Below are 19,776 nucleotides of genomic sequence, written 5' to 3'. Positions count from 1 at the left end.
TGGCCTTTGAGGCTGCGGGCGCCCTTCCGAAATAGCCGCCGGGCCCGGCGCGCGCAATGCGGGACAGCCCTTCCCCACCCTTCGGCAATCGCGCGAGGCGGGCTTTCCGCGCCCCTGTGGCGACGCCTTCCGCTTCGTTTATGGTGTGGCGGGGCGCCGCGGCGCGATTCGAGCGAAGGGTTGGGGCGTGGTCCGGTTCGAGAACGTCGGCCTCAGGTACGGCATGGGTCCGGAGGTGTTGAAGGACGTGTCCTTCGGCATCGAGCCCAATTCGTTCCAGTTCCTGACCGGCCCGTCGGGGGCCGGCAAGACGACGCTCATGCGCCTCCTCTTCCTTCAGCTGAAGCCGACGCGCGGGCTCATCACCCTGTTCGGGCGGGATGTGTCCTCCCTCGATCCCGACGAGGTGGCGGTGCTGCGCCGGCGCATCGGCATCGTTTTCCAGGATTTCCGCCTGCTGGACCACCTCACCACCTACGAGAACGTCTCCTTGCCGCTGCGCGTGCTCGGCAAGGAGGAGGCGAGCTATCGGGGCGAGGTGACGGAGCTTCTGAGCTGGGTCGGCCTGGGCGACCGCATGCACGTCCTGCCGCCGGTGCTCTCGGGCGGCGAGAAGCAGCGCGCGGCCATCGCCCGCGCCCTCATCGGGCGGCCGGAATTCCTGCTGGCGGATGAGCCCACCGGCAATGTGGACCCGACACTCGCCCGCCGCCTGCTCCGCCTGTTCATCGAACTCAACAAGTCCGGCACGTCGGTGCTGCTGGCCACCCATGACATCGCGCTCATGGACCAGTACGACGCCCGCCGCCTCGTGATCGCCGACGGTCGCCTCTATGTCTACGACTGACGCCACCAGCCAGCCCAAGAAGCCGCCGGACGCAGGCGAGGCGCCGCGCGCCAAGGCGCGGGCGCTGGCCTCCATCGTGCCGTCCTCCACCATCGCCGGGCGCGCGCTGGTGGCGGTGGTGGCCATCATGACCTTCCTCGCCGGCCTCACCATCGGCACGGCGGTGGCGGTGCGGGCGACCGCCAGCCAGTGGCGCTCCGACGTGACGCAGGAAGTCACCATCCAGATTCGTGCCGGCGAGAAGCAGGCCACCGACGCCCAGGTGCAGGCCGCCGCCGACATCGCCCGCAAGACGCCCGGCATTTCCGACGTGCACATCCTCACCCCCGAGGAGACCTCCCGGCTGCTGGAGCCGTGGCTCGGCTCGGGGCTCGACCTCGGCGACCTGCCGGTGCCGCGGGTGATCGTGGTGCGCCTCGACGGCGCGGGCCCGGCTGATCTCGCCCGGCTGAAGCGGACCCTGACCGACCGTATCCCCACCGCCACGCTGGACGATCACCGCGGCTGGTCGCGCCGCCTCGTGGCGGTGACCGACGGGGTGATGCTGGTGGCGGTGGTGCTGCTGGTACTGGTCGGCCTCGCCACCGTGCTCTCGGTGGTGTTCGCCACCCGCGCGGCGGTGGCGACCAACCGCTCGGTGGTGGAGGTGCTGCACTTCGTCGGTGCGCGCGACGGCTTCATCGCCGCCCAGTTCCAGCGCCATTTCCTCAAGATCGGCGCCGAGGGCGGCCTCATCGGCGGGCTCTCGGCGGCGGCCGTGTTCGGGGCGCTCGCCGCGCTCCCGCGCCTCGGCCTCGGCGGCGATCCGGAACTGCCCACCGTGCTCGGCTGGCTCAATCCCGGCTATCTGGGGTTCTTCGGCATCGCCGTGTCTGTGGCGATCGTGGCGCTGGCGACGGCGCTCACCTCCCGCGTCACCGTTTACCGCACGTTGAGGACGATCACATGATTCCCGTCCCGGCGGTGGGGGTGGCCGTGGCCGGGGGTGCGTCACCTCGCCCCTGCCGCATTCCGGCGCCATCGTCGGTCCCATGACCATGTCGAGCACCGAGCGCAGGATGAGGGCGCAAATCGGTCCCGGGCAGTCCGATACCGGCACGGCCAGAAGCGGGGCGACCACGAACACGCGGCCATCTCCGGCACCGCGCCGCAGCCTGCTGCGCCGCCTCGCCGTCGCCTCTGTGGCGCTCGGCGGGCTGGGGGCCATCGTCGCCGGCGCCGGTTTCGTCGCCTTCACCACCCAGATCGCCGGGCGCGAGCCCGCCGGCGTGAAGCCGGCCGATGCCATCGTCGTGCTCACCGGCGGGCCGTCGCGTATCGTCGATGCCGTGTCCCTGCTGAACGAAGGGCTCGGCCAGCGCCTGCTCATCACCGGCGTCAATCCCACCACCTCGTCCGACGAGATGCGCCGCGCCTTGCCGGACGGCGAGCGACTGATGGACTGCTGCATCGATCTCGGCCACAAGGCCCTGAATACGCGCGGCAATGCGCTCGAGGCCGCCGAATGGACGCGCGAGTGGCGGTTCCGCTCGCTGGTGGTGGTGACATCCTCCTGGCACATGCCGCGCGCCATGATGGAATTGTCGCGTGCCCTTCCCGATGTGGAGCTGGTGGCCTATCCCGTCGTCACCAGCCGCACCGAGCCGGAAAACTGGTGGACCGATACCGGGACGCTGAAGCTGCTGGTGAAGGAATATCTGAAGTACATCATGGCCACGGTGAAGATCCGTCCCGCCCAGGCGGTGGCGGGCCCCGGGGCCGGTACCGCGCCGCCGGCCGGGGCGGCCGCCGCGTCGCACTGAACACGCGCTCCCGGCCGCCCGGCCGCGGGGCAGGGAGACCGCCTTGACCTTCCTGCGTTCGCTCGTCTTCCAGATCGCCTTCTATCTGGTGACGACCCTCTATCTGCTGGCCTTCCTGCCTCTGCTGCCGTTCCTGTCGCGCCAGGGGCTGTGGCGCACCGGCGTCCTGTGGTGGGTGGCCACCACCATGTTCCTGCTGAGGGTGATCGTCGGGACGCGCGCGGAGTTTCGCGGCATCGAGAACATCCCGGAGGGCCCCCTCCTGATCGCCTCCAAGCATCAGTCGGCCTGGGAGACGCTGGCGCTGCTGCCGCTGTTCTCGGACCCCGCCTTCATCCTGAAGCGCGAACTCATGTCCATTCCGGTGTTCGGCTGGTTCGCGGCGCGGGCGCGGATGATCCCGGTGGACCGCAAGGGCGGCTCGGCGGCGCTCAAGGCCATGACGCGGCGGGCGCAGGCCGACATGGCCGAGGGCCGGCAGATCCTGATCTTCCCGGAAGGCACGCGCCGCCCGGCCGGCGCGCCGCCGGATTACAAGTTCGGCGTGGCGCACCTCTATTCCAGCCTCGGCGTGCCCTGCCTGCCCATTGCGCTCAATTCCGGCCTCTACTGGCCGCGCCGGAGCATCCTGAAGCGACGCGGAACCATCCTGGTCGAGATCCTCCCGCCTATCCCGCCGGGGCTGCCGCGGCAGAAGATCATGGCCCGGCTGGAGGCCGACATCGAGGCCGCCAGCGACCGCCTTCTCGCCGAGGGACTGGCGGAACTCGGGCCGCGCGCGCCGGCTAATCTGAGGGCGCGCGCGGAGGCTGAGTCGTCCCCGTTGTCCACCCCTGTGGAAAACTCTTGATCGATCGCGGGGGATCGTTCTAGTTTCGTTCTCATGAACGCAACTGATTCGCTCCTTGTCCCCCTTGTGGACGCCGGTGGCCTGAACGGCCTCAAGCACGCCGCCCTCGGTGCGCGCTACCGTTTCTGGCGCGACGAAGATGGCGTCCGCCATGTGTTTTCGGTCTATCGGCCCGACGCTGCTCCGGACTATCCGGACGCCCTCGCGGTGGTTTCGCGGCGCACGCCCGCGGGCTCCATCGCCATGTGGGCCGGGCCGGCGAGCAATGCCCGCACGGCCGCGCTCAGGATGCGTGGCGACGAAATCCACATCCATGTGTTCGGCGAGGAGAATGCGCCCGCTCTGCGTCGCCTGATGGACCGCAATGCAATGGATCGCGGCGAGGCTTCGCAGCTCCCCCGCCCGGCCATGCAGGCGCTCTGCCTGCCCGCCCGCCGCCACGCGGCGTAAGGAGCGCGGTCTCAGGGAGACCCGTCGCCCTCCGCATCATCCGGCAGAACGGGGGGCAGAGCGTGGCTCGCCGTCAGGTGTTGGGTGAGATAGGCGAGGCCCGGGTCGCGGATGCCGAGGCTCTCCAGCGCCTTCACCGTCGCTACCACATAATCCGTGTTCGGCCCCGACTTGCCGTGGGAGCGGCGCACCAGCGCCAGCTGGTCGTCGAGGGTCAGGCCCCGCGCATATTGGGGATGGGCGCGGTTGACCAGATAGGCCACCGCCGGCGCATCGCGCCCCGATCCGTCCAGCAGGCGCACGCGCCGGATGGCCTCGCGATAGACACCGGAAATCTGCTCGCGCTCGGTGAGATAGGCATGGGTCTGCGGCCATTCCGCCGCCGCCACCCGGTAGGCGATGCCCCGGCAGGAGCCGCCGAGATCGAGGCCGAGCACCAGCCCCGGCTTCTCCGGCGTGCCGCGATGGTGGAAGGAATAGACGCACAGGGTGCGGTGGGCGCCCACGAGACGCGCCTCGCAGCGCTCGACGAAGGCGAAGCCTGGATTCCACATGAGCGAGCCGTAGGCGAACACCCAGACATCGCCGTGCTGACCCGCTGCCGCTGTGGAAGGCGTGACCGATTGCCCCGCCGCCTCCGGCGCGTTGCCGCCTCCGCTCGCCGACCGCTCGTCCGCCATGGCCCCGACATACCTTCCCGGCGTTGACAGAAACGCCGGACCGTCGCCTAACAGCCGGCAAGGACCATCGCAAGCCACGGGCGACCGTGGCCAGCCGCAAGGATGTCCATGTCTGCTCCTGTCTCGTCCGCCCCTGTCCCGCCCGCGCCCACAGCCCCGGGGCGCCGCCCCAAGCCGTGGCTCGTCATCGTTCCCGTGGCCCTGGTGGTGATCGCTGCCATCGCCTGGAGCGGCCTGTGGTTCTATGCCGCCGGGCGCGCCGAGCGCGAGATCGACGCCTGGATCGGCCGCGAGGCGAAGCTCGGCCGCATCTGGACCTGCACCGACCGCCATCTGGCCGGCTTCCCCTTCCGCTTCGAGCTGCGCTGCCTGATGCCGAAGCTGGAGACCGTCGGCGGCGACGCCATGCGCTTCACCGCAGCCTCGGTGGAGGCGGTGGCGCAGGTGTGGGCCCCCAACCACATCGTCGCCGACTTCATCGGGCCGGCGCGGGTCGAGGACCTCAACACCGGGCAGTCCTATGTGGCCGTGTGGTCGCTGCTGCAGATGAGCGGCGTCGGCGATCTCTCCGGCCGACCAGAGCGCTTCTCGTTGCAGGCGCATGACCTGAAGCTGGAGCAGCCGGGCGCCGCCGGCGCGCAGCCGGTGTCGATCCTCTCCGCCCATTTGTTCGAGTTTCACGCCCGCCGCTCTCCGGGGCAGGACGGCAAGCCCGACGGCGTGGACTATGCGTCCGGCTTCAGCGGCGGGGAAAGCGCGCTGCTCAATGCGCTCGGCGCGCAGGGACCGGTGGAGATGGCACTTCAGGGCACGGTGACGGCTTCGGCGGACCTGCGGCCCATGTCGGTGGCGCAGCGTCTGCGCGCCTGGGCGGATGCGGGCGGCGTCGCCAAGCTCGACCGTTTCCACATCACCTCGCCGAAGATCGCCGTGACGGCGAGCGGCGCGGTCGCGCTCGATCCGCAGGGCCGGATCAACGGCAAGCTCGATCTCGGCTTCGCCGGGATCAACGATCTGGTGCAGGGGCTCGACAAGGCCGGCGCCATCCCGCGGGAGATCGCGCCTATCGTCAGCGCGCTCGCCATGGTCGGCAAGCCGGGCCAGGTGGAGGGCCGCAAGGGCGCGATCTTCGCACTGTCCTTCGACAACGGAACGCTCAAGCTCGCCGGCTTCCCGGTGGGCATCGTGCCGCCGCTGTTCTGACGCCACAGCGCGTCAGAAGACGCGCTCGGCTTCCACCAGCACCTGCCGCACCACCGGCGTGCCTTCCACGATGCGGAAGCGCACCAGGTCGGCCCGGAGCCTGGCCGCGAGCCGGCCGCGATCGGCGAGGCCCGCCATCTGCGCCGGGTTGCGGGTGACGAGGGCGATGGCCTGCGGCAGCGCCATGCCGTCCACGGTGTGGAGGCGTGTCGCCGCTTGAAGCAGGCTCGCAGGCACGTAATCGGAGGCGAGGGCGTCCACGAGGCCCTCCTGCGCCAGCGCACCCATGGCGACGCCGCCGGAATGGGAGCCGCCCCGCACCACGTTGGGTGCCCCGCCGATGGTGGCGAGATCGGCAGCGCGCGCCGCCAGCGCCGCCTCGCGGGTGGTGGGGAACTCGCTGATCGTGCAGCCGGCGGCCCGCGCCTCGGCCACGTGCGCCTCGGTGGTGTCGTCGTGGCTCGCCCGCACAAGGCCGGTGGAGGCCAGCATCTCCACCAGCGGCGGCATGTTGCGGGCCACGTTGGCGCGGCCGCGCGCGGTGCGCTCGCCGATCTCGCGCTCGGCCTCGGCGGCATCCTTGCCGATGCCGAGCAGGAAATTGCGCAGCACGTCCACGTTGCGCCACTGGCGGGCACCGGGCGTGTGGTCCATCAGCGAGGCGAAGGCGAGACCCGGCCGGGCGAGCGTGGGCTCCACAAGATCGAGCAGGTCCGGGTCGGTCATCTCGCAGCGCAGGTGAACCTTGTGGTCGGCCCGGAACAGGGGCGCGCCCAGCTCCACCGCATCCAGCATGGTGCCGAACAGGTCGCGCCGCTCCGCCTTCGCCTGGTCGAAGCCGCCGGCGCAGATGGCATCGAACACCGTGGTGATGCCGCTCGCCACCGTCTGCCCGTCATGGGCGAGGGCGGCGGCCCGGGCATCCGGCCAGAAGACCTTGGGCCGGGGGACGAAATGCCCCTCCAGCGCGTCGGTGTGGAGGTCGATGAGGCCGGGGGCGATGAAGTCGCCGTCGCAATCGATGGCGGCCGGTGTGGTGGCGCGGCCCTCGTCGATGGCGAGGATGCGCCCGTCGCGCAGCGTGATGGTCCCCGTGACGACGGCATCGTCGAGGACGAGGCGGGCGTTGGTGAGAACGGTGTCCATCGGGGCTCCAGAACTGGCAGTCGAAATGAATGCGCGGGCCGGCCTTCCGGCCGGACCCGCGGGATGTTCTGCCTTGCACCCTATCGTGACACCGCGGTGACGTCGCCCCCGCCGTGCCGGCTCAGGAGGGTGGCGCAGGCGGGCGCGGCACCACCTCGTAGAGCTGGAAGCGCTCGCCCTCGGAGACCAACTTGAGGTGGTCGCTGTCCGGGTTGGGCGCCCCGCGCTCGGTGAACAAGAGGTAGACGTAATCGAACTTCGACGGCCACAGGTCCCAGTAGCGCGGGCCGTCGGGGGTCGGGTCTTCCTCGGTAATGAGCAGCTGCTCGGTCTGGGGCGGGGTGCCGTCCTCGGTGTCGACCTGCTCGTTGAAGGGCTTGCGGGCGCGCAGGATCTGCTTGCCCTCCACCGTGAAGGCGGTGGTGACGAGGGAGGACTTCTCGATCATGGCGAGGCAGGCGGCGTGCATCAGGCCGAGGTCGGTCGGATCGTTGCCGCCCTGGATGTCGGCATAGGCGACGAGTACACGCGAGCCGGGGCGGATGTGGGTGACCGATTCGCGGAACGCCACCGTCCATTGCGACAGCCGGTCCCACACCACCTGCACCTCGCCGACCCGGACCGCCAGCATCAGGATCAGCACCACCGCGAATCCGCGCCGGGCGAGGCGGTGGCGCAGGTCCACGCGCATGGCGGCGAGCACCATGAAGACGATGGCCGCCGGCAGGCGCTGGTCCGCCATGTAGGTGGCGAACACCACCCGCGGCATGGCGAGATAGACGAGCCCCGCCACCAGCAGCAGAGGCAGCATGAAGGTGTGGACGTAGAGCAGCCGGTGCCGTGCCGCCCAGACGCCCGCCACGATGAAGATCGCCGCCACGGCGACCGCCACATGGTCGATATAGACGTTGAAGATCAGTTCGATGCCGGTGATCTTGCCCTGCGGCTCCCAGTAGTTCTGCCCGCTGAGGCCCCAGGTGGGGCTTGCCAGCAGCAGCGGAACGATGGGCAGGAAGGGCAGGCCGCCGCTGACGAACACGCCGATGCGCGGCCAGATCGGCCCGCGGCCGAGGCGCAGGCGGTCCAGCTCGTAGGCGAGGATGCCGATGCCGTAGATGCCGGCGGTGAACAGGTGGCAGAAGAACAGCGCCACCACGAACGCCGCCGACACCAGATAGCGCCACGGCCACCATTTGTCGCGCAGCGCGACCCACGCGCTGAGCGCGAACAGCGCGAGCCCGATGCCGAAATAATAATTCATCACGCCGATGAGGAAGACGCCGCTGTAGAGCAGCGGGAACGCCAGCAGCGGCAGCGCCGACCACACGCCGAACAGCGTGCGGTTGAGCGTCATGGTGCCTCCCGCGATCAGCGCGAAGCACATCAGGGTGTAGATCTCGCCGGCAGTGTAGATGCCCACCACCTTGTCGATGACCGGGACGATGAGGTCCATCATCAGGTTCGGCAGGATCGACCATTTCAGCGTGTAGAAGCGCGCGAGGTCCTGATCCCCAGGGATCGAGGCGATCACGTGCATGCGCGCGAGATGATTCACGTAGTCCGACAGCGGCGGGATCGGATGGGTGAGGATCGGGATCGACACGAGGCCGAGGCATGCCGCGAACAGCAGCAGGATCTGCCAGGGGCGAAGATCGTGCGGCCGGCGCTCGGGCGGATGGCCATGATGGGCGTGCGCGGCGGCGCTCGTGGAATGCGTGGCAGGCAGAATCGGAGGCGTCATGAAGGCCGGGTCTCTCTGGCGGCGGCTGGAGCTACGGCGAGGCGAGGGCTGTTGCGGGCGAACGGGTGACGGCAGTTGACGCCGCCATTGTGTCGGCCGGGGCTGCTTCTCATCACCTTTTCGCGAGGGAAGGAAGCCCGGCGGACAAGATTTCCGCGCTGGCCTGTCGCGGCCGCCCCGCCACCGGGCCTTTCACCGCTCAAGGGAAACCGCTAGAAGGGCGCCGCCCGGCGGCCGCACCGCCGGCGCCCCCGCGAGCACCCATCTGCGAGCCCCTCATGACCGAGCCCCATTCCCAGTCCGTGTCGGAAGCCCAGCACGAGGCCGAAGTGCTGGCGCGGGCGCTGCCGCACATGCAGCGCTATGACGATGCGATCGTCGTGGTGAAATACGGCGGTCACGCCATGGGCAGCGAGGACGTGGCGCGCACCTTCGCCTCCGACATCGTGCTCATGGAGCAGTCGGGCATCAATCCCGTGGTGGTGCACGGCGGCGGGCCGCAGATCGGCGCCATGCTCAGCAAGCTCGGCATCAAGTCCGAGTTCGCGGCGGGCCTGCGCATCACCGACAAGGCCACGGTCGAGATCGTCGAGATGGTGCTGGCCGGCTCCATCAACAAGCAGATCGTCGGCTTCATCAACGAGGCGGGCGGCAAGGCCATCGGCCTGTGCGGCAAGGACGGCAACATGGTGCGCGCCCGCAAGGCGAACCGTGTGATGGTCTCCGCCGGCGGCGATGACGCGCAGGAGGTGGACCTCGGCTTCGTCGGCGAGCCCGACACCGTGGACACCACCGTGCTCGACCAGATCCTCGGCCGCGAGCTGATTCCCGTGCTGGCCCCGGTGGCGGCGGCGGTGGACGGTGGTACCTACAACGTCAATGCCGACACCTTCGCCGGCGCCATCGCCGGTGCGCTCGGGGCCAAGCGCTTCCTGCTGCTCACTGACGTGCCGGGCGTGCTCGACAAGAACAAGCAGCTGATCCCGCGGCTCACCATTGCCGAGGCCCATGCGCTGATCGCCGACGGCACCATCTCGGGGGGCATGATCCCCAAGGTGGAGACCTGCATCTACGCGCTGGAGAAGGGCGTGGAGGGCGTCGTGATCCTCGACGGCAAGGTGCCCCACGCCGTGCTGCTGGAGCTGCTGACCGACCACGGCGCCGGCACGCTCATCACCCGCTGACCTCAGCCCTTGAGGAGGTCAGCGTCCGCGGGAATGGTGCTCGCGCCCTCGCCGAGGGCGCGCTGCATCAGGACCGTATCGATCCACCGGCCGAACTTGAGGCCGGTGGCCGGCAGGGTGCCGATGGAGCCGAAGCCGCAGGCGCGGTGCAGGGCGATGGAGCCGGCATTGCCGCTGTCGCCGATCACCGCCACCATCTGGCGGAAGCCCAGCGCCTCGCACTCGGTGATGAGCGCTTCCAGCAGCCGGCGGCCGACCCTGCGGCCCCGGGCCGCCTCGTCCACATAGATGGAATTCTCCACCGTGTAGCGATAGGCGACGCGCGGACGGAAGGCGCTGGCATAGGCATAGCCAAGCACTTTGCCGTCCTCTTCCAGCACGAGATAGGGATAGCCGCCTTCCATGAGGGCGGCCTGCCGGCGCGCCATCTCTTCGGGACCCGGCGGTTCCAGCTCGAAGGAGGCGGTGCCATTGCGGACCGCCTCGTCATAGATGGCGGTGATGGCGGGAATATCGGAAGGGGTGGCGGGACGGATCGGCATACCCTTCTTTTAAAGCGCCGCCGCCCGTCCGCCAAGCTTGCCGTCTCTTCAGGCCCGCGTGATCGTGCCCGGTGCGACGGTGAAGCGCGCCGCCGTCTCCAGCGCCGCGAAGGCGGAAGGATCGGCCCCGGTCATCCAGACCTGCGCCCCGAGGCGGGCCAGCGCCTCGAACAGGCCGGCGCGGCGCTCGGCATCGAGATAGGCCACCACGTCGTCCAGCAGCAGCAGGGGCGACAGGCCCTGCATGCTCCCCACCAGCCGGGCGTGGGACAAAGTGAGGCCGATCAGCAGGGATTTCTGCTCGCCGGTGGAGCAGCGCGCGGCGGGCAGGCGCTTCTCGCCGTGGCTCACCGACAGGTCGGTGAGGTGGGGGCCTTCCAGCGTGCGCCCGGCCGCGCGATCCCGCGGGCGATTGTCGCGCAGCAGCGCGCGATAGCGGTCCTCCACCTCCAGCGCCGGATGCTGCGCGATGAGGCGCTCCACCGCGCCGTCGAGGGCGAGTTCGGCAAAGGGGAAGGGCGAGGCCTCGTCGCGATGGGCGGCGATCTCGGCGGAGAGGCGCGCCACCGTCTCCAGCCGCGCGGCGGCCACCGCCACCGCCAGCTCGGCCACCTCGTGCTCCATTGCATCGAGGAAGCGGGCGGTGCCGTTCTCTTCCAGAAGCCGGTTGCGCGAGCGCAGGGCGCGTTCGAGGCCGTTGACCCGTGTGCCGTGGGAGGCGTCCACCGCCAGCACCAGCCGGTCAAGATAGCGACGGCGGTCGCCGGGCGGGCCGAGGAACAGGCCGTCCATCTCCGGCGTCAGCCAGAGCACCTTAAGATGATCCAGGAAGGCGTTGGCGGAGGGCACGGCCTCGCCGTCGATGCGGCAGCGCCGCTGCCCGCCTTCCTGCGCCGGATCGTAGCCGGTGCCGAGGCGCACCTCGCCCAGCGCACCTTCGATGAAGGCGGAGACCGCCCAGGGCGCACCGTCCGCATCCGGCGCGTGGGCGCCGGGCGGGCGGTGACCCACGTCGGCGAGCTGCGCCCGGCGCAGGCCGCGGCCGGGGGAGAGGAAGGACAGGGCTTCGAGGATGTTGGTCTTGCCGGCGCCGTTCGGCCCGGTGAGCACGATGGCGCGCGCCTCCACCGCCACCTGCGCCGCCGGATAGGAGCGGAAACCGGTGAGCGACAGCTTCAGGATGGCGGCGTGGAGCATGGTGTCACGATCGCCCCGGCGTCAGGCACGCCGGGCCGGCTGCCGGACAGGCCCTTGTGCGCCTCACACCCGCCGTCTCAAACGCGCATGGGCATGAGGACGTAGAGCGCATCCGTCTTGGTGGAATCGCGCACCAGCGTGGGCGAGCCGGGATCGGCGAGCTTCAGTTCCGCCGTGTCGCCTTCGAGCTGGGAGGTGATGTCCAGCAAATAGCGGGAGTTGAAGCCGATATCGAGGGGCTCGGCGGTGTAGTCCACCTCCAGCTCCTCGGTGGCGCTGCCCGAATCGGGGTTGGTGACGGACAGCACCATCTTGCCGTCGCCCAGCGACAGCTTCACCGCGCGGCCGCGCTCGCTCGACACCGTGGACACGCGGTCCACGGCAGCGGCGAACTCGTCCTTGTCGACGATGAGGGTCTTGTCGTTGCCCTGGGGAATCACCCGGCCATAGTCCGGGAAGGTGCCGTCGATCAGCTTGGAGGTGAGCACGATGGCGCCCACCTGCACGCGGATCTTGGTGGCGGACAGGGAGATGGTGACTTCCGCCTCCTTGTCCTCCAGCAGCTTCTGGATTTCGGCGACGGTCTTGCGCGGCACGATCACGCCCGGCAGGCCCTGCGAGCCGGCGGGGGCTTCCAGCTCCGCCTGGGCGAGGCGGTGGCCGTCGGTGGCGACGGCGCGCAGCATCGCCTTGCCGCCCGCCTCGGTCACATGCAGGTAGATGCCGTTGAGATAATAGCGCGTCTCCTCGGTGGAGATGGCGAACTGGGTCTTGTCGACGAGGCGGCGGAACTCCGCGCCCTTGACCTTGAAGGTGTGGGAGAACTCGCCCGCAGCGAGGTCCGGGAAATCGGCTTCCGGCAGGGTCTGCAGGGAGAATCGGGCGCGGGAGGCGCGCACCGTGAGGGTGCCGCGTTCGCCGCCGGCTTCCAGCTGCACCTGCGCGCCATCGGGCAGCTTGCGCACGATGTCGTAGAGCACGTGGGCCGGCACGGTGGTGGCGCCCGCCTGCCCGGTCTCGGCCGGCACGCTCTCGACCACTTCCAGGTCGAGGTCGGTGGCCTTCAGCTCCAGCGTGCCCTTGGCCGCCTTGATGAGCACGTTGGCGAGGATCGGGATGGTGTTGCGCCGCTCGACGACACGGTGCACGTGGCTGAGCGATTTCAGAAGCTCGGCGCGCTCGACGGTGACCTTCATCGTCCTGGCCCGTTCACTCTTCGCTTCCGAGCCGGCCCGCCGCGGGATCGCATGTCCCGCCGGTGGGTCCGCCTCGACATTCTAAGGATGACGCCCGCAGATCCCCCCATCCGCCGGTGCGGGCGAGGGGCGCGTGCGCCGGTGTGGCGTGGCGCGACGGCGCAAGCCGCCGTCTGGCACCCGAGGGAACGGGCGCCGGGCCGCCGACATTGCCGTCCCGGGGGGCGCAAGGCAAGAGTTCACGAGGAGATTTCGGTTCGCGGGGAGATTTTCTGAAGGGCGGATTTTCGGAAGATCCGCTCCGGCGGCACCGGCGCGGCGCCGGCCCTTATCCTGCCCCTGTGGCAGACTCAGATTGCCGCGCTTGGCTCGCCGAACTCAGCTTTCGAGCGCGAGCCGCTTCAGCACCTCGATCTCGTCGGCGAGCGCGCGGTCGGTGGCGACGAGGCCGTCGATCTTGCGCACCGCGTGGAGCACGGTGGTGTGGTCGCGCCCGCCGAAGCGGCGGCCGATTTCCGGCAAAGAGCGCAGGGTGAGCGTCTTGGCGAGATACATGGCGATCTGCCGCGGCTTCACCACCGTCGCGGTGCGGCGCTGGGAGAGCAGATCGGCGCGCGACACGTTGTAGTGCTTGGCGACCACCCGCAGGATGTCGTCCACGCGGACGCGCTTGGGGTCGGTCGGGCGGATGAGGTCCTTGACCGCGTTTTCCGCCATGTCGAGGGTCACCGGCTCGCCGGTGAGCTGGTTGAAGGCCAGCAGCTTGTTGAGCGCGCCGTCGAGGTCTCGGCCGGACTGGCCGACGCTGCGGGCGAGGAATTCCAGCACCGGCGCCGGCACAGCGAACCCCTGGTGCTGCTCGGCGAGGGTCTGGTAGCGCGCCTTCAGGATTTCGAGGCGCAGGTCTTCCTCCAGCGGAGCCAGCTCCACCACGAGGCCGCCGGCAAGGCGCGAGCGCACGCGCTCGTCGAGGTGCTCGAGCTCGCCGGGCAAGCAATCGGCCGCCAGCACCACCTGCCGCCCGCCATCCAGCAGGGCATTGAGGGTATGGCAGAATTCCTGCTGGAGATTGTTGCCCTTGAGGAATTGCAGGTCGTCGATCACCAGCGTGTCGATGGTGCGCAGCGTGTCCTTGAAGGCGATGGCCGAATGGGACTTCAGCGCCGACACGAAGCCGTACATGAAGCGCTCGGCGGTCAGGTACGTGGTGCGACGGCCATGGGCGGCACCCGCGCGGGCCACGGCCTGCAACAGGTGGGTCTTGCCGAGGCCGACGGCCGCATGGAGATAGAGCGGATTGTAGACCGGCGCGGCGCCGGCGGGGGTTTCCGCGACCTTGCGCGCGGCGGCGAAGGCCAGCGAGTTGGACTTGCCGACCACGAAGGATTCAAAGGTCAGGCGCGGGTCGAGCGGCGAGCCGGAAGCGACGTCCCCACCGGTGGGGACCATTTCGCGCACTTCGCCGCGGGCCTCGCTGGCGCGGGGGGCGGGCTTCGACTCGACGGGACGCTCGGTGCGCTCGCTCACCACCTCGCGCGGGGCGGAGGCCTTCAGCGCCACGGGGCGCGCGAAGGCGTTGCGCACGGCGAGATCCACGCGACGGCGGGCGCCGGTCTCTTCCGCCCAGATGTCGGTGATGCGCGGCAGATAATTCTCCTGAATCCACGACTTCAGAAATCGCGTGGGCACCGACAGGCGCACCACGTCCGCGGTCAGCGCGTCGAGGTCCATGCGCGCGAACCAGCTGGTGAACTTCTCCTCGCCGATCTCCTCGCGCAGACGCTGCAGCACCCGATCCCACGGGCCCGCGGACGCGCTGGGGTTCGACGCGCAATCCATCTCGGCGGCCTCCGCAAGGGCTGACTGAAAAGGAACGGTGCGCGCGGCAACCGGCGCATGAGGCTTGAGCATAAGGATCGCGACCGCGCGAAAGGCGGTTCCCTGGTTGGAGACGCAAAAGCCGTCCGCGCCCTGGGGCGGGCTGCGCGGCCTCGGTCTCGTGGGGAGTTTCGGAAACGGGTGCTAAGGCACCCACGGCATCAGCGCAACGGGGTCAACACACCGTCATGCGCGGTCCTTGCCGTAACAGGGCGGCGGGGCGCAACTGGAATGGAGCGCAGAGCTCCGAAAGGCTCGAACGCAACGCGTAGCCGAAAAGACCGAGGGACCTGTTTCTGTGTCCGCTGCCGCGCATGTGCCCGAAGTCATAGCCGCCCCATCTCCGACGATGCCAACCATCGACGGGTGTTGGAATGAACCAGTTTTTTGTTTGGTCTCGTAGATGCCCTAAGGCGGAGCAGATGTCCGCCCTTAGCATAGCTCCAACGAATGAAGGTAACGCAGATTACGGATACGGCCGAAGACGAGGGGTACGTGAACGAATTCAGACACGATACATCCCCTCCTCATCCACGAAGAGCCGTGAAAACTTCATTCTATCGGTGAACCCCGGTGTCGCTCCCGGAGTGAGGTTGAACATACACAGCCGGTTTGGGGGGTGCAACGCCTTTGACCCCGGAGGGGGGATAGCGGGCAAAAGCCGGTGCGCCCGCGCCACACCCCCGACTTTGCGTTCAGCCGGCAAACCTCTGTCGCGACAATGAGATTCGCGAAGTCGGCGCAGGAAGTGCGGCGCCCCGCCTCGTAGGGAAACACGGTTACCCAATACTCCTCCAAAGGGGCCGCTTTGGCGTGTTCCACCCTTTGGCCTCTAAGCCTTTCTCGCGGATCGGGTTTTTCTGATCGGTCGGCAACGGTCGGCGGAGCCGCGCCGCGGCTGGAAAAACCCGCGTCCCCGTCGCGTTTCCGGCCCTCGCGCCCTTGACGGGGCGGGAGAATCGGGGTCCGCGCGCAGCAGTCTGGCTGAAGATGTCTAAGGCCACGCCAAAGCAAAAAGGCCCGGCAGAGCCGGGCCTTCAAGATAAGTCAGTCTGCTTGATTGATCTAAATCAAGCGCTGAGCTTCTTCACGCGGGCGGCAAGGCGGGACACCTTGCGGGACGCGGTGTTCTTGTGAATGACGCCCTTGGTGACGGCGCGCATGATTTCCGGCTCGGCAGCCTTGAAGGCGGCGGAAGCGGCCGTGGCGTCGCCGGTGGCGAGCGCGTCTTCGAGCTTGCGCAGATAGGTGCGCACGCGAGACCGGCGAGACCGGTTGACCTCGGTGCGACGCTCGATCTTGCGGACCGCCTTTTTGGCGGAAGGCGTATTGGCCATCGGCCGTCCTTGCTGGTTCGCGCCCGGCGGCACGGCCATCTGGCCACTTCGCGTCGCGCATGAATGAGTGAACAAGCCGGCAGCCCATGCCGCCAGCTAGGTGGCGGGCTTATACGGTCGCGCGGCTCCCGCGTCAACACGTTGTACGGAAAAGTCGTCCACGCGTGGCACCTTGGCGGCTTTACGGAACCCGCCGGCATCGCGTATGTGCTGCGCGCACTCTATATATGGCATGCCGGCACGAAGGCATGCCGGCGGCGCGAGGCTGAAGCCGGCGCGGCGCATCAAGGCGGGGGTTCGGCATGAGCGATGTGACGGTGACCGATCGTCCGGTGAACGACAGCCTGGTGACGGTCTTCGGCGGCTCCGGCTTTCTCGGCCGGCATATGGTGCGGGCGCTGGCCATGCGCGGCTATCGCGTGCGCGTCGCGGTGCGCCGGCCGGAACTGGCCGGCTTCCTCCAGCCGCTGGGCTTCGTCGGCCAGATCCAGATTTCCCAGGCCAATGTGCGCTATCCCGAGAGCGTCGCCCGCGCCGTGGACGGCGCCGAGGCGGTGGTGAACCTCGTGGGCGTGCTGGCCGAGGGCGGCCGGCAGTCCTTCGACGCCGTGCACGCTTTCGGCGCCCGCGCGGTTGCCGCCGCGACCGCTGCCCGGGGCGTGCCGCTGGTGCATCTCTCGGCCATCGGTGCCGACGCCAATTCCCCCTCCGGCTACGGCCGCAGCAAGGCGGCCGGCGAGGCCGTCGTGCGCGCCACGGTGCCGGACGCGGTGATCTTCCGCCCCTCCGTGGTGTTCGGGCAGGAAGATGAGTTCTTCAACCGCTTCGCCGCCATGGCCCGCCTCTCCCCGGCGCTGCCGCTGATCGGCGGCGGGGTCACCAAGTTCCAGCCGGTGTTCGCCGGCGACGTGGCCGCCGCCGTGCTCGCCGCGGTGGACGGCAAGGCCAAGGCCGGCACCACCTATGAGCTGGGCGGACCCGAGGTGCGCACCTTCCGCGAGCTGATGGAGCTGATGCTCTCCGAGATCGGCGCCAAGCGGCTTCTGGTCGACCTGCCGTTCGGGCTCGCCACCTTCATGGCCAAGCTCACCCAGTGGGCCCCCGGCGCGCCGCTCACCGTCGATCAGGTGGACATGCTGCGCTCGGACAATGTGGTGTCCGAGGCTGCGGTCGCCGAGGGCCGGACGCTGGCCGGCCTCGATCTCACCCCCACCTCCCTCGCGGTGGTGCTGCCGACCTATCTCTGGCGGTTCCGCAAGGCGGGGCAGTTCACCCGCGTCGAGACCTGACCGGCACGCCGGTCTCTCCCGACGCATCGCGCAGGGCCGTTGAATTGGCGGCCCTCACCTCTACGGTGTGAAGGTTCACGACCGGCACCTCCCCAGGTTCACCCCATGGCTCGCGACGACAGGCGCTTCGAGATCAAGATCTGCGGCATCCGCACGGCGGAGGCCCTCGACGCCGCCCTCGATGCGGGCGCCGATCTCGTCGGCTTCGTCCATTTCCCCAAGAGCCCGCGCCACCTTGCGCTCGCCGATGCGCCGGCCCTCGTCGCCCGCGTCGCTGGCCGCGCGGGCAAGGTGGCCCTGCTGGTGGACCCGGACGACGCGCTCCTTCAGGACGTGATCGCCGCCGTCTCGCCCGACATTCTCCAGCTGCACGGCCACGAGACGCCCGAGCGCGTCGCCGACATCCGGGCGCGCTTCGGCCTGCCGGTGATGAAGGCGCTGCCGGTCGCCCGCCGGGAGGACCTCGCCGTCCTGCCGGCCTATGCGGCGGTGGCCGACCGCATCCTGTTCGACGCCAAGCCCGATCCGGGGGCGCTTCTGCCCGGCGGCAACGGCCGGCCGTTCGACTGGGCGCTGGTCGCCGGCCTTGACGTCAACCGGCCTCTCATGCTTTCCGGAGGCCTTACCGCCGACAACGTGCCGCAGGCCCTCGGATTGGTCCGGATGGACGGCGTGGACGTATCGTCTGGCGTGGAGGACGCGCCCGGCGTGAAAAGTCCCGACAAGATCCGTGCCTTCGTCGCTGCGGCGAGGAGCGCCTCGCCGGACCGGCTGCCGCAAGCCTCCACACCATCGCAAGACTCGTTGTCGCAAGACCCGTTGTCGCAAGATCTCACATCGAAGGCCCGCGCGTCGTGACCGTTCTCAATTCCTATCGCACCGGCCCCGATCACCGCGGCCATTTCGGCATCCATGGCGGCCGCTTCGTCGCCGAGACGCTGATGCCGCTCATCCTGGAGCTGGAAAAGGCCTATGAGGCGGCCAAGGTCGATCCCGCCTACCACGCGGAGATGGCCGGCTACCTCACCCATTATGTGGGACGCCCCTCGCCGCTCTATTTCGCCGATCGCCTCACCAACCATCTCGGCGGCGCCAAGATCTATCTGAAGCGCGAGGAGCTGAACCACACCGGCTCCCACAAGGTGAACAATGTGCTCGGCCAGATCATGCTCGCCCGCCGTATGGGCAAGGAGCGGATCATCGCCGAGACCGGCGCCGGCCAGCACGGCGTCGCCACCGCCACCATGTGCGCCCGCTTCGGCCTGAAGTGCGTGGTCTATATGGGCGCGGTGGACGTGGAGCGTCAGGCCCCCAACGTGTTCCGCATGAAGATGCTGGGCGCCGAGGTGGTGCCCGTGCAGTCCGGCTCGCGCACCCTCAAGGACGCCATGAACGAGGCGCTCCGTGACTGGGTGACCAACGTCCACGACACGTTCTACTGCATCGGCACGGTGGCCGGCCCGCACCCCTATCCGGCCATGGTGCGCGATTTCCAGTCCATCATCGGCCGCGAGACCCGCGAGCAGATGCAGGAGATGGAAGGCCGCCTGCCGGACAGCCTCATCGCCTGCGTCGGCGGCGGCTCCAATGCCATGGGCCTGTTCCACCCCTTCCTCGACGATCCCGAGGTGAAGATCTACGGCGTGGAGGCGGCGGGCCGCGGCATCGACACCCACGAGCATGCGGCGTCCATCGCCGGCGGCCGCCCGGGCGTGCTGCACGGCAACCGCACCTATCTGCTCATGGACGGCGACGGCCAGATCACCGAGGCCCATTCCATCTCGGCCGGCCTCGACTATCCCGGCATCGGGCCGGAGCATTCCTGGCTGAACGACGTGGGCCGCGTCACCTATCTCAACTGCACCGACCAGGAGGCGCTGGACGCCTTCCAGCTGCTGACGCGGCTCGAGGGCATCATTCCGGCGCTGGAATCGGCCCATGCCATCGCCAAGGTGATCGAGCTGGCGCCCAAGCTGCCGGCGGACCACCTGATGGTCGTCAACCTTTCCGGCCGCGGGGACAAGGACGTCCCCCAGGTGGCGGAGATACTCGGGACTCGTCTGGGGGCGTGACCATGAAGAGCATCTGCGGGAAAGTCGTGTCGTCCTCGATCGCCGCGGCGGCGATCGGGCTGAGCCTCGGTGCCGCGCAGGCGGCCGACCTCGAACTGACGCCGGGCAAGATCTACACCGATGCCGCCGGGGCCTATGTCTCGGTGGCGGTGAAGAATTCGGGCACCGCCACGGCGGCCGAGGTGAAGGTCACCTGCGAGTTCTTCGCCGGCAAGCGCGCCCTCGGCAAGGCCTCCACCACGTTGTTTTCCATCGTCGGCGGCGTCACCGGCACCGACCAGGTGCGCTTCCTCGGCGGCACCAGCGCCACCAGCGCCACCTGCACGCTGGCCGGACAGAAATAGTCCGCGTCTCCTCTCATC

19 protein-coding genes are annotated in these 19,776 nt (G+C 69.3%); 11 read left to right on the top strand and 8 right to left on the bottom strand.

The features are described 5' to 3' along the window. The first annotated feature begins 187 nt into the window (after positions 1-187). From ftsE to FHT36_RS15260, 5 genes are all read left to right on the top strand, one after another. The gene (ftsE, locus tag FHT36_RS15280) at positions 188-847 is read left to right on the top strand and encodes a cell division ATP-binding protein FtsE (protein WP_024276652.1); all 660 of its coding nucleotides are present in this window, start codon (positions 188-190) and stop codon (positions 845-847) included. Next, a complete protein-coding gene (locus FHT36_RS15275; protein ID WP_169123352.1) occupies positions 834-1,796 on the top strand; it encodes an ABC transporter permease in 963 nt (320 codons plus the stop codon). The genes ftsE and FHT36_RS15275 overlap by 14 nt, the downstream gene beginning before the upstream one ends. A 109-nt stretch (positions 1,797-1,905) precedes the next feature. Beyond that, positions 1,906-2,649 carry a YdcF family protein gene (locus FHT36_RS15270; RefSeq protein ID WP_169123351.1) on the top strand — a complete coding sequence of 248 codons (744 nt, stop codon included), beginning with the start codon at positions 1,906-1,908 and terminating at the stop codon, positions 2,647-2,649. A 43-nt stretch (positions 2,650-2,692) separates the two neighbouring features. Next, complete coding sequence (locus tag FHT36_RS15265) at positions 2,693-3,499, top strand: 1-acyl-sn-glycerol-3-phosphate acyltransferase (RefSeq protein ID WP_169123350.1); 807 nt, start codon at positions 2,693-2,695, stop codon at positions 3,497-3,499. 33 nt (positions 3,500-3,532) lie between these two features. Then, a complete protein-coding gene (locus FHT36_RS15260) occupies positions 3,533-3,949 on the top strand; it encodes a hypothetical protein (protein ID WP_169123349.1) in 417 nt (138 codons plus the stop codon). 11 nt (positions 3,950-3,960) lie between these two features. On the opposite strand, the gene FHT36_RS15255 is transcribed toward FHT36_RS15260, so the two are convergent. Further along, the gene (locus FHT36_RS15255; protein ID WP_169123348.1) at positions 3,961-4,629 is read right to left on the bottom strand and encodes a gamma-glutamylcyclotransferase; all 669 of its coding nucleotides are present in this window, start codon (positions 4,627-4,629) and stop codon (positions 3,961-3,963) included. A gap of 108 nt (positions 4,630-4,737) precedes the next feature. Between FHT36_RS15255 and FHT36_RS15250 the strand changes: the two genes are divergently transcribed. Next, positions 4,738-5,832 carry a DUF2125 domain-containing protein gene (locus FHT36_RS15250; protein WP_169123347.1) on the top strand — a complete coding sequence of 365 codons (1,095 nt, stop codon included), beginning with the start codon at positions 4,738-4,740 and terminating at the stop codon, positions 5,830-5,832. A gap of 12 nt (positions 5,833-5,844) precedes the next feature. On the opposite strand, the gene FHT36_RS15245 is transcribed toward FHT36_RS15250, so the two are convergent. Continuing rightward, positions 5,845-6,978, bottom strand: coding sequence for an alpha-D-ribose 1-methylphosphonate 5-triphosphate diphosphatase (locus tag FHT36_RS15245; RefSeq protein ID WP_169123346.1), 1,134 nt, complete (start codon positions 6,976-6,978; stop codon positions 5,845-5,847). A 121-nt stretch (positions 6,979-7,099) separates the two neighbouring features. Further along, entirely contained in the window at positions 7,100-8,719 is a 1,620-nt protein-coding gene (locus tag FHT36_RS15240) for a hypothetical protein (protein WP_169123345.1), read from the bottom strand. A gap of 278 nt (positions 8,720-8,997) precedes the next feature. Here FHT36_RS15240 and argB point away from each other — a divergent pair, with 278 nt between their 5' ends. Continuing rightward, on the top strand, positions 8,998-9,903 hold the full coding sequence (argB, locus tag FHT36_RS15235) for an acetylglutamate kinase (RefSeq protein ID WP_169123344.1): 906 nt from the start codon (positions 8,998-9,000) through the stop codon (positions 9,901-9,903). A gap of 2 nt (positions 9,904-9,905) precedes the next feature. Here the strand turns inward: argB and FHT36_RS15230 are convergent, their stop codons facing one another. The 5 genes from FHT36_RS15230 to rpsT all read right to left on the bottom strand — a co-directional run bounded on the left by FHT36_RS15230 (position 9,906) and on the right by rpsT (position 16,053). Beyond that, positions 9,906-10,445 carry a GNAT family N-acetyltransferase gene (locus tag FHT36_RS15230; RefSeq protein WP_169123343.1) on the bottom strand — a complete coding sequence of 180 codons (540 nt, stop codon included), beginning with the start codon at positions 10,443-10,445 and terminating at the stop codon, positions 9,906-9,908. 48 nt (positions 10,446-10,493) lie between these two features. Then, positions 10,494-11,642: a DNA replication/repair protein RecF gene (recF, locus tag FHT36_RS15225; RefSeq protein WP_169123342.1), complete on the bottom strand. Its 1,149-nt coding sequence runs from the start codon at positions 11,640-11,642 to the stop codon at positions 10,494-10,496. Positions 11,643-11,719: 77 nt separating this feature from the next. After that, the gene (gene dnaN, locus FHT36_RS15220; RefSeq protein WP_169123341.1) at positions 11,720-12,838 is read right to left on the bottom strand and encodes a DNA polymerase III subunit beta; all 1,119 of its coding nucleotides are present in this window, start codon (positions 12,836-12,838) and stop codon (positions 11,720-11,722) included. A 378-nt stretch (positions 12,839-13,216) separates the two neighbouring features. Beyond that, entirely contained in the window at positions 13,217-14,677 is a 1,461-nt protein-coding gene (gene dnaA, locus FHT36_RS15215) for a chromosomal replication initiator protein DnaA (protein ID WP_169123340.1), read from the bottom strand. Between the two features lie 1,109 nt (positions 14,678-15,786). After that, a complete protein-coding gene (rpsT, locus tag FHT36_RS15210) occupies positions 15,787-16,053 on the bottom strand; it encodes a 30S ribosomal protein S20 (RefSeq protein WP_024276666.1) in 267 nt (88 codons plus the stop codon). A 302-nt stretch (positions 16,054-16,355) separates the two neighbouring features. On the opposite strand from rpsT, the gene FHT36_RS15205 reads away from it, so the two are divergent. From FHT36_RS15205 to FHT36_RS15190, 4 genes are all read left to right on the top strand, one after another. Next, positions 16,356-17,342, top strand: coding sequence for a complex I NDUFA9 subunit family protein (locus FHT36_RS15205; protein WP_169123339.1), 987 nt, complete (start codon positions 16,356-16,358; stop codon positions 17,340-17,342). 105 nt (positions 17,343-17,447) lie between these two features. Next, positions 17,448-18,200 carry a phosphoribosylanthranilate isomerase gene (locus tag FHT36_RS15200; RefSeq protein WP_169123338.1) on the top strand — a complete coding sequence of 251 codons (753 nt, stop codon included), beginning with the start codon at positions 17,448-17,450 and terminating at the stop codon, positions 18,198-18,200. Next, positions 18,197-19,414 (top strand): tryptophan synthase subunit beta, encoded by a 1,218-nt coding sequence (trpB, locus tag FHT36_RS15195; protein WP_169123337.1) that lies wholly within the window; start codon positions 18,197-18,199, stop codon positions 19,412-19,414. The genes FHT36_RS15200 and trpB overlap by 4 nt, the downstream gene beginning before the upstream one ends. 2 nt (positions 19,415-19,416) lie before the next feature. Continuing rightward, on the top strand, positions 19,417-19,758 hold the full coding sequence (locus tag FHT36_RS15190; RefSeq protein ID WP_169123336.1) for a hypothetical protein: 342 nt from the start codon (positions 19,417-19,419) through the stop codon (positions 19,756-19,758). The last annotated feature ends 18 nt before the right edge of the window (positions 19,759-19,776 follow it).

The sequence above is a fragment of the Xanthobacter sp. SG618 genome, from assembly GCF_012932745.1.
GTDB classification, from domain to species: Bacteria; Pseudomonadota; Alphaproteobacteria; order Rhizobiales; family Xanthobacteraceae; genus Xanthobacter; species Xanthobacter flavus.
Note: the sequence above shows the minus strand (reverse complement) of the source record. Positions and strands in the feature narration are given on the sequence as shown.